Source organism: Rugamonas violacea (assembly GCF_016461825.1).
In the GTDB taxonomy this organism is placed as follows: domain Bacteria; phylum Pseudomonadota; class Gammaproteobacteria; order Burkholderiales; family Burkholderiaceae_D; genus Rugamonas.
Genome location: NZ_JAEMNU010000022.1, coordinates 163,822 through 170,803, shown reverse-complemented (window position 1 = coordinate 170,803; position 6,982 = coordinate 163,822). Strand labels below are relative to the sequence as shown.

The 6,982-nt window shown below is 68.2% G+C and carries 6 protein-coding genes; 2 read left to right on the top strand and 4 right to left on the bottom strand.

The window, feature by feature from the left end:
* The first annotated feature begins 110 nt into the window (after window positions 1–110).
* The gene (ybaL, locus tag H7U20_RS04450; RefSeq protein ID WP_199518395.1) at window positions 111–1,844 is read left to right on the top strand and encodes a cation:proton antiporter domain-containing protein; all 1,734 of its coding nucleotides are present in this window, start codon (window positions 111–113) and stop codon (window positions 1,842–1,844) included.
* 226 nt (window positions 1,845–2,070) lie between these two features.
* Here the strand turns inward: ybaL and H7U20_RS04445 are convergent, their stop codons facing one another.
* Window positions 2,071–4,122 carry an NADPH-dependent 2,4-dienoyl-CoA reductase gene (locus H7U20_RS04445; RefSeq protein WP_199518394.1) on the bottom strand — a complete coding sequence of 684 codons (2,052 nt, stop codon included), beginning with the start codon at window positions 4,120–4,122 and terminating at the stop codon, window positions 2,071–2,073.
* Between the two features lie 154 nt (window positions 4,123–4,276).
* Between H7U20_RS04445 and H7U20_RS04440 the strand changes: the two genes are divergently transcribed.
* A complete protein-coding gene (locus tag H7U20_RS04440) occupies window positions 4,277–4,843 on the top strand; it encodes an SRPBCC family protein (RefSeq protein ID WP_199518481.1) in 567 nt (188 codons plus the stop codon).
* A gap of 66 nt (window positions 4,844–4,909) precedes the next feature.
* Here H7U20_RS04440 and H7U20_RS04435 read toward each other — a convergent pair whose 3' ends face one another.
* The 3 genes from H7U20_RS04435 to pip form a co-directional block, all read right to left on the bottom strand.
* The gene (locus H7U20_RS04435; RefSeq protein ID WP_199518393.1) at window positions 4,910–5,362 is read right to left on the bottom strand and encodes a hypothetical protein; all 453 of its coding nucleotides are present in this window, start codon (window positions 5,360–5,362) and stop codon (window positions 4,910–4,912) included.
* Window positions 5,363–5,415: 53 nt separating this feature from the next.
* Window positions 5,416–5,859, bottom strand: a complete 444-nt coding sequence (locus tag H7U20_RS04430; RefSeq protein ID WP_199518392.1) for a DUF2721 domain-containing protein — start codon at window positions 5,857–5,859, stop codon at window positions 5,416–5,418.
* 127 nt (window positions 5,860–5,986) lie between these two features.
* Entirely contained in the window at window positions 5,987–6,949 is a 963-nt protein-coding gene (gene pip / locus H7U20_RS04425) for a prolyl aminopeptidase (RefSeq protein ID WP_199518391.1), read from the bottom strand.
* Between the last annotated feature and the right edge of the window lie 33 nt (window positions 6,950–6,982).

Sequence of the window (6,982 nt, the reverse complement as noted above, 5' to 3'; positions counted from 1 at the left end):
CCCCCCCCCCCCCCCCCCCCCCCCCGCCGCGCGGCGGCCCAACCGCCGCCGCCCGTCCCAATCGTGCTACGCTGCTGCCATCGATCCACCATAGCAGGAGCCCCGCCCGCATGCCCCACAACATCAGCCTGATCACCACCATCGCCGCCGCCCTCGGTTTCGGCCTCCTGTTCGGCTTCATCGCCACGCGCCTGAAGCTGCCGACCCTGGTCGGCTATCTGGCGGCCGGCATCCTGATCGGCCCGGCCACGCCCGGCTTTGTCGCCGACACGGCGCTGGCCGGCCAACTGGCCGAGATCGGCGTGATGTTGATGATGTTCGGCGTCGGCCTGCACTTCTCGCTCGACGACCTGTGGGAGGTGCGCCGTATCGCCCTGCCCGGGGCGATCCTGCAGATCGCCGTGGCCACCGCGCTGGGCATGGTGCTGGCGCACTTCTGGGGCTGGAGCCTGGGCGGTGGACTGGTGTTCGGCCTGGCGCTGTCGGTGGCCAGCACGGTGGTGCTGCTGCGCGCGCTGGAGGAGCGCGGCATCCTCGACTCGCTGAACGGCCGCATCGCCGTCGGCTGGCTGGTGGTCGAGGACCTGGTGACGGTGCTGGTGCTGGTGCTGCTGCCACCGTTCGCCGTCTCGCTGGGCGGCAGCGCGCCGGAGGCCGCCCACGGCGCCGCCGCCGCCGTCGAACCGAACCTGTGGCGCACATTGGCCGTCACCTTGGGCATGGTCGGCGCCTTCATCGCGCTGATGCTGGTGGTCGGCCGCCGCCTGTTCCCGTGGATTTTGTGGCAGGTGGCGCGCACCGGCTCGCGCGAGCTGTTCACCTTGTGCGTGATCGCCGCCGCCGTCGGCATCGCCTACCTGTCGACCCACCTGTTCGGCGTCTCCTTCGCGCTGGGCGCCTTCTTCGCCGGCATGGTGCTGCGCGAGTCGGAGCTGAGCCACCGCGCCGCCGAGGAGTCGCTGCCGCTGCGCGACGCCTTCGCCGTGCTGTTCTTCGTCTCGGTCGGCATGCTGTTCGAGCCGGCCATCGTGGTCGAGCAGCCGCTCAAGCTGCTGGCCGTGGTGGCCATCATCGTGGTCGGCAAATCGCTGGCCGCCTTCGTGCTGGTGCTGCTGCTGCGCTACCCGGCCAAGACGGCGCTGATGGTCTCGGCCAGCCTGGCGCAGATCGGCGAGTTCTCCTTCATCCTGGCGGCGCTGGGCCTGTCGCTCGGCCTCATGCCGGCCGAGGGCCAGAGCCTGATCCTGGCCGGCGCCATCATCTCGATCGGCCTCAATCCGCTGGTGATCCGCGCCACCAAGCCGCTGGAACGCTGGCTCGGCAAGGACGCCGGCCTGGCCGCCAAGTTCGAGCGCAGCACCGACCCGCTGGCCGAGCTGCCGATGTCGGTGCCGCAGGAGAAGCTGGCCGGCCAGGTGGTGCTGGTCGGTTACGGCCGCGTCGGCCGGCGCATCGCCCAGACGTTGACGGAACGCGGCATCTCCTTCGTCGTGGCCGAGCAGAACCGCGAGATCGTCGACCAGTTGCGCAAGCAGGGCATCCCCGCCGTGGCCGGCAACGGCGGCGAGCCGGCGGTGCTGATCCAGGCCCACGTGGCGCGCGCCAGCGTGCTGGTGATCGCCACGCCCGACACCTTCGACGTGCGCGCCATGATCGCCACGGCGCGCGCGCTCAACCCGCACATCCACACCGTGGTGCGCACCCATAACGAGACCGAAGCCGAGCTGCTGCGCGCCGAGCGCGCCGGACAGATCTACATCGGCGAGCACGAACTGGCCAAGGGCATGGCGCAGTCGGTGCTCGACGGCGTGGCGGCCGGCGCCGAACGCGCCAAGGCACACTGACCCAACAAGCGGGGTCAGTGCCGACATTCGGACACGAGCTCAAGCAGAACGCCCGTCCGGCAAGCAACAGTTGTCCGATTGTCGGCACTCGACCACGCTGGCAGCGCCACTGCGGCCCGGCCAGAGATCAAGGCGTTTGCCGAGCGAAATCGCCTGATTAGTGCCGAGTTCGTGTCCGAATGTCGGCACTGACCCCGCTAGTGCTGACCCCGCTAGTGCGCTAGTGCTACAGCCGCGCGGCCAGCTCGGCGCCCTCTTTGATGGCGCGCTTGGCGTCCAATTCGGCCGCCAGCGCGGCGCCGCCGATCTTGTGGAAACGCGGGCCGCCCTTGGCTTGCTCGGCCTTGGCCTGCTCCTCGCTCGGCATCAACTCGGTCAGGCTGTCCTGGCCGGCGCAGATCACCACGTTGTCGACCGCCAGCAGGCGCTCCTCGCCGGCCACGGTGACGTGCAGGCCGTGGTCGTCGATCTTGTGGTACTGCACCCCCGCCAACATCACCACGCCGTTGCGCGCCAGGGTGGCGCGGTGCACCCAGCCGGAGGTCTTGCCCAGGCCGGCGCCCAGCTTCGAGACCTTCCGCTGCATCAGGTAGATCTGCCGCACCGGCTCGGCCGCCACCGGCGCCACCAGGCCGCCGCAGGTGTCGGCCTTCAGGTCGACGCCCCACTCCTTGGCCCAGACGTCCAGCGCCAGCGGCAAGGCGTGCTTGGGGTCGTGCAGCAGGAATTCGGCGACGTCGAAGCCGATGCCGCCGGCGCCGATGATGGCGACGCGCTTGCCCACCGGCGCCTTGTTCTGCAACACGTCGATATAGGACAGCACCTTGGGATGGTTGACCCCCTCGATCGGCGGACGGCGCACCTTGATGCCGGTGGCGACGATGACCTCGTCGAAGCCGCCGGCCAGCAGCTGCTCGCGGCTGACGCGCTGGTTCAGCTTCAACTCGACGCCGACCAGTTCGAGCTTGCGGCCGAAGTAGCGGATGGTTTCGGCGAACTCCTCCTTGCCGGGGATCTGCATGGCGATCTTGAACTGGCCGCCGATGCTGTCGCTCGAATCGAACAGCGTGACGCGGTGGCCGCATTCGGCCGCCACCGTCGCCGCCGACAGGCCGGCCGGGCCGGCGCCCACCACGGCGACGCGGCGCGGCTTGGCGCTCTGGGCGTAGACCAGCTCCGTCTCGTGGCAGGCGCGCGGGTTGACCAGGCAGCTGGCGCGCTGGTTGGCGAAGGTGTGGTCGAGACAGGCCTGGTTGCAGCCGATGCAGGTGTTGATTTCGTCGGCGCGGCCCTCGGCGGCCTTGATGACGAACTGCGCGTCGGCCAGGAAGGGCCGCGCCATCGAGACCATGTCGGCCTCGCCGCGCTGCAGGATGCCCTCGGCCTCCTGCGGCATGTTGATGCGGTTCGACGCCACCACCGGGATGCTGACCTCGCGGCGCAGCCGGCCGGCCACGCTGGCGAAGGCGCCGCGCGGCACCGAGGTGACGATGGTCGGCACGCGCGCCTCGTGCCAGCCGAAGCCGGTGTTGAGGATGTTGACGCCGGCGTGCTGCAGCGCCTTGGCGACGGCCACCACGTCGTCCCAGGTGTTGCCGCCGTCGACCAGGTCGAGCAGCGAGTGGCGGTACATGACGATGAAGTCGCCGCCGACGGCGGCGCGGATGGCCTTGACGATCTCCACCGGCAGGCGCATGCGGTTCTCGATGCTGCCGCCCCAGCGGTCGCTGCGCAGGTTGGTGCGGGCGCAGAGGAACTGGTTGAGCAGATAGCCTTCGCTGCCCATCACCTCGATGCCGTCGTAGCCGGCGTCGCGCGCCAGCTTGGCGCAGCGGGCGTAGTCGGCGATGGTGCGCAGGATGCCGGCCTCGCTCAGCGCGCGCGGCTTGAACGGCGAGATCGGCGACTTCACTCCGGAGGCGGAGACGACGAAGGGTTGGTAGCCGTAGCGGCCGGCGTGCAGGATCTGCATCAGGATCTTGCCGCCCTCCTCGTGCACCGCGCCGGTGACGCGGCGGTGGTTGAACACGTCGCCCTTGAAGTTGAGCGTGCCGCCCATCGGCAGCAGCCAGCCGGAGCGGTTCGGCGAAATGCCGCCGGTGACGATCAGGCCGACGCCGCCGCGCGCCCGTTCGCGGTAGAAGGCGGCCAACTTGGCATAATTGTAAAAGCGGTCCTCCAAGCCGGTGTGCATCGAGCCCATGATGACGCGGTTGCGCAGCGTGGTGAAGCCGAGATCGAGGGGTGCCAGCAGGTGGGGATAGCGAGAAGTTGTCATTATGGTTTTAGAGTCGTTGACGTGGTGACCGGGAGTGCCCGCATTACAACCGAAATCTCTAGACCCGTGGTTCTAAACCGCCGGCCGCGCTAATTTGTAACCGCTTCGTGTCGCTCTTGTATTCTGCCACCCTTTCCCTTACGCTGGAAATATGATGCGATACTTCCTGTTCCTGTTGATCGGCGTGGCGCCCGCCGTGATGGCGCAGACCAGCAAGGCGGAACTGCCCAAGCTGGAGGTGTCGGTGAACCGGGTCGAACTCGATGTGCTACACATGTTCGAGGTGGATGCGGCTGGCACCGTGGCGGCGCCGCCGGCGGCGGTGTGGCGGGTGTTGACCGGCTACGAAAAAATGAACGAGTTCGTGCCCGACCTGGCCTCGTGCAAGGTCCTGGCGCGCAACGGCAACGAGGTCATCATCGAGCAGTTCGGCACGGCGCGCTTCCTGTTCATGTCCAAGTCTATCCACCTGGTGGTGCGCGCCACCGAAACGCCGATGACGGCCATCGACATCGCCCTGGTGTCGGGCGACATGAAGCACTACGAGTCGCACTGGGAACTGGTGCCGGTGCCCGAGACGGGCGGCACCCGGGTGGTCTACAGCGGCCGGCTGATTCCGAACTTCTACGTGCCCGGCATCCTCGGCATCAAGATCATCCGTGGCGACATCGAACGCATGATGGCCGCCGTGCTGGCGCGCATCGACGGCAAGCGCGAATAAGGTCGACGCCGACGCGATGCGCCGGCGTCGGTCGGTCGGTCAATCAATCACGCCGGCGGCGGCGCATCAGGCCAGGTAGGTGTCGCGGTCGCGCAGCTCGGCGAAGTTCTCCAGGCTGCCGAGTTTGATCAGCACCGGATTCAAACTCAGCTTGCTCTGCATGGCGCGCCAGGCGAACAACCACTCGTGCTCGGGCGCCTCGGCGGCGGTCTTGGTGAAGGCGGCGCCCAACGCGGCGCGCGCGCCGTATTCGACCACGCCGTCGATGCCCGCCCAGCTGGGCAGGGCGCGCTGCACGGCGCGGTGCAGACGCTCGCCGAATTCTTCGGTGTTGTGGATGATCAGGCAGCTGTCGGCCGAGAACAGGTCGAACAGCTTGCGTTCCCACACGGTGGAGAAGCTCAGGGTCAGGCAGTTGGCGGCCGGCCGCAGGATGAACTGGCCCTGGGTCAGCGCCAGTTCGAGGTCTTCGCGCACGCCGTAGCGGTGCAGGGTCGGGGGACGTTGGTAATCGTGCATATCAATACTCAATTCGGTGAGCCGGGCGGCCGATGGGCGGCCGCCCGGCGGTGTTATTTTGACGGTTGCCGCACGTGGCGGTGCGAGCGCATCGCCGCCGAGGCGATGAAGATCTCGCGCAGCAGCAGCACGAAGCTGCTGATCAGGCAGACCATGGCGACGACGAACATGCCGGCGACGTACTTGTCCAAGGCCAGGTTGAGGATGTCACCCAGGAACAGCATGGCGATGACCAGGCAAATCAGCAGGCCACAGGCGGTCGACTGGGTGATCGACATGTTGATCAGCCGCGAGCGGCGGTACAACACGTCCAACTCGTTCAGGTAGGCGTCGCTGTAGCCGATGTCGAGCCGGTCCTCCAGCACGCGCGAGCGGTCGATGATGCGCGCCAGCCGGTTGGTCAGCACCATCAAGTTGGTGCACACCCCGGTCAACAGGAATACCGGCGCGATCGCCAGTTGAATGATGTGGCCGACGTCGCCGATCTGGATGTTCATGAATGCGCTTATGCTGGTCTCTGGTGGGCCACTTGTTCAACTGCTAATGGGCTGGCTCGACGTTAGTTGATTGCAAATCAGGCGTTAGTGTAGCAGCCCGCGCGCCGCGCCGGCCAATTCGCGCGCCTCACTCGAAGTGGCCCATGCGCTTGAACTGCTCGGTGGCGCCGACCAGGGCGCGCGAAATGCCCTTCTCCATGGCGCCATGGCCGGCGTCGGGCACGATGGTCAGCAGCGCGCCGGGCCAGGCCTGCTGCAGGCGGTGGGCCGACAGCGGCGGGCAGATCACGTCGTAGCGGCCCTGCACGATCACCGCCGGCAGGTGGGCGATGCGGCCGATGTCGCGGATCAGCTGGTCGTCCTCGAAGAAGCCGAGGTTGGCCATGTAGTGCGACTCCAGGCGGCCGACGCCCAGGTCGAGGGCGTCGCAGGGCGACTCCTCGGGTTGCGGCAGCAGGAACACGCGGCGCCCCTCGAAGCGGCTCCAGGCGCGCACCGCCGGCCAGTGCACCGCCGGGTCGGCGCTCATGATGCGCTCGACGTAGGCGCGCAGCAGGGCCGGGCCGGCGCGCTGCTCGGGCGGGATCGGCGCGACGAACTCGTCGTACAGCTCGGGGTAGAACCACCGCACGCCGTGCAGGAACCAGTCGATTTCGGCCTGGGTGCAGAGGAAAATGCCGCGCAGGACGAAGCCGAGGCAGCGCTCGGGATGGGCCTGGCCGTAAGCCAGCGCCAGGGTCGAGCCCCAGGAGCCGCCGAACACCAGCCATTGCTCGATGCCGAACTGGACGCGCAGGCGCTCGATGTCCTCGATCAGCAGCGGGGTGGTGTTGTTGCGGCACTCGCCCAGCGGGGTCGACTTGCCGGCGCCGCGCTGGTCGAACAGCACCACGCGGTAGTGTTGCGGGTCGAAGAAGCGGCGGTGCTGGGGCGACAGGCCGGCGCCGGGACCACCGTGCAGGAACAGCACCGGCACGCCGGCCGGATTGCCGACCTCCTCCCAGTAGATGGTGTGCAGGTCGTCGACCGCCAGCATGCCTTGCCGGGTCGGTTGGACGGGCGGGAACAGCGGCGAGGTCGGGTCGAACATGGCTATCCTTTGCGGTTAGCCTCGATTGTACTA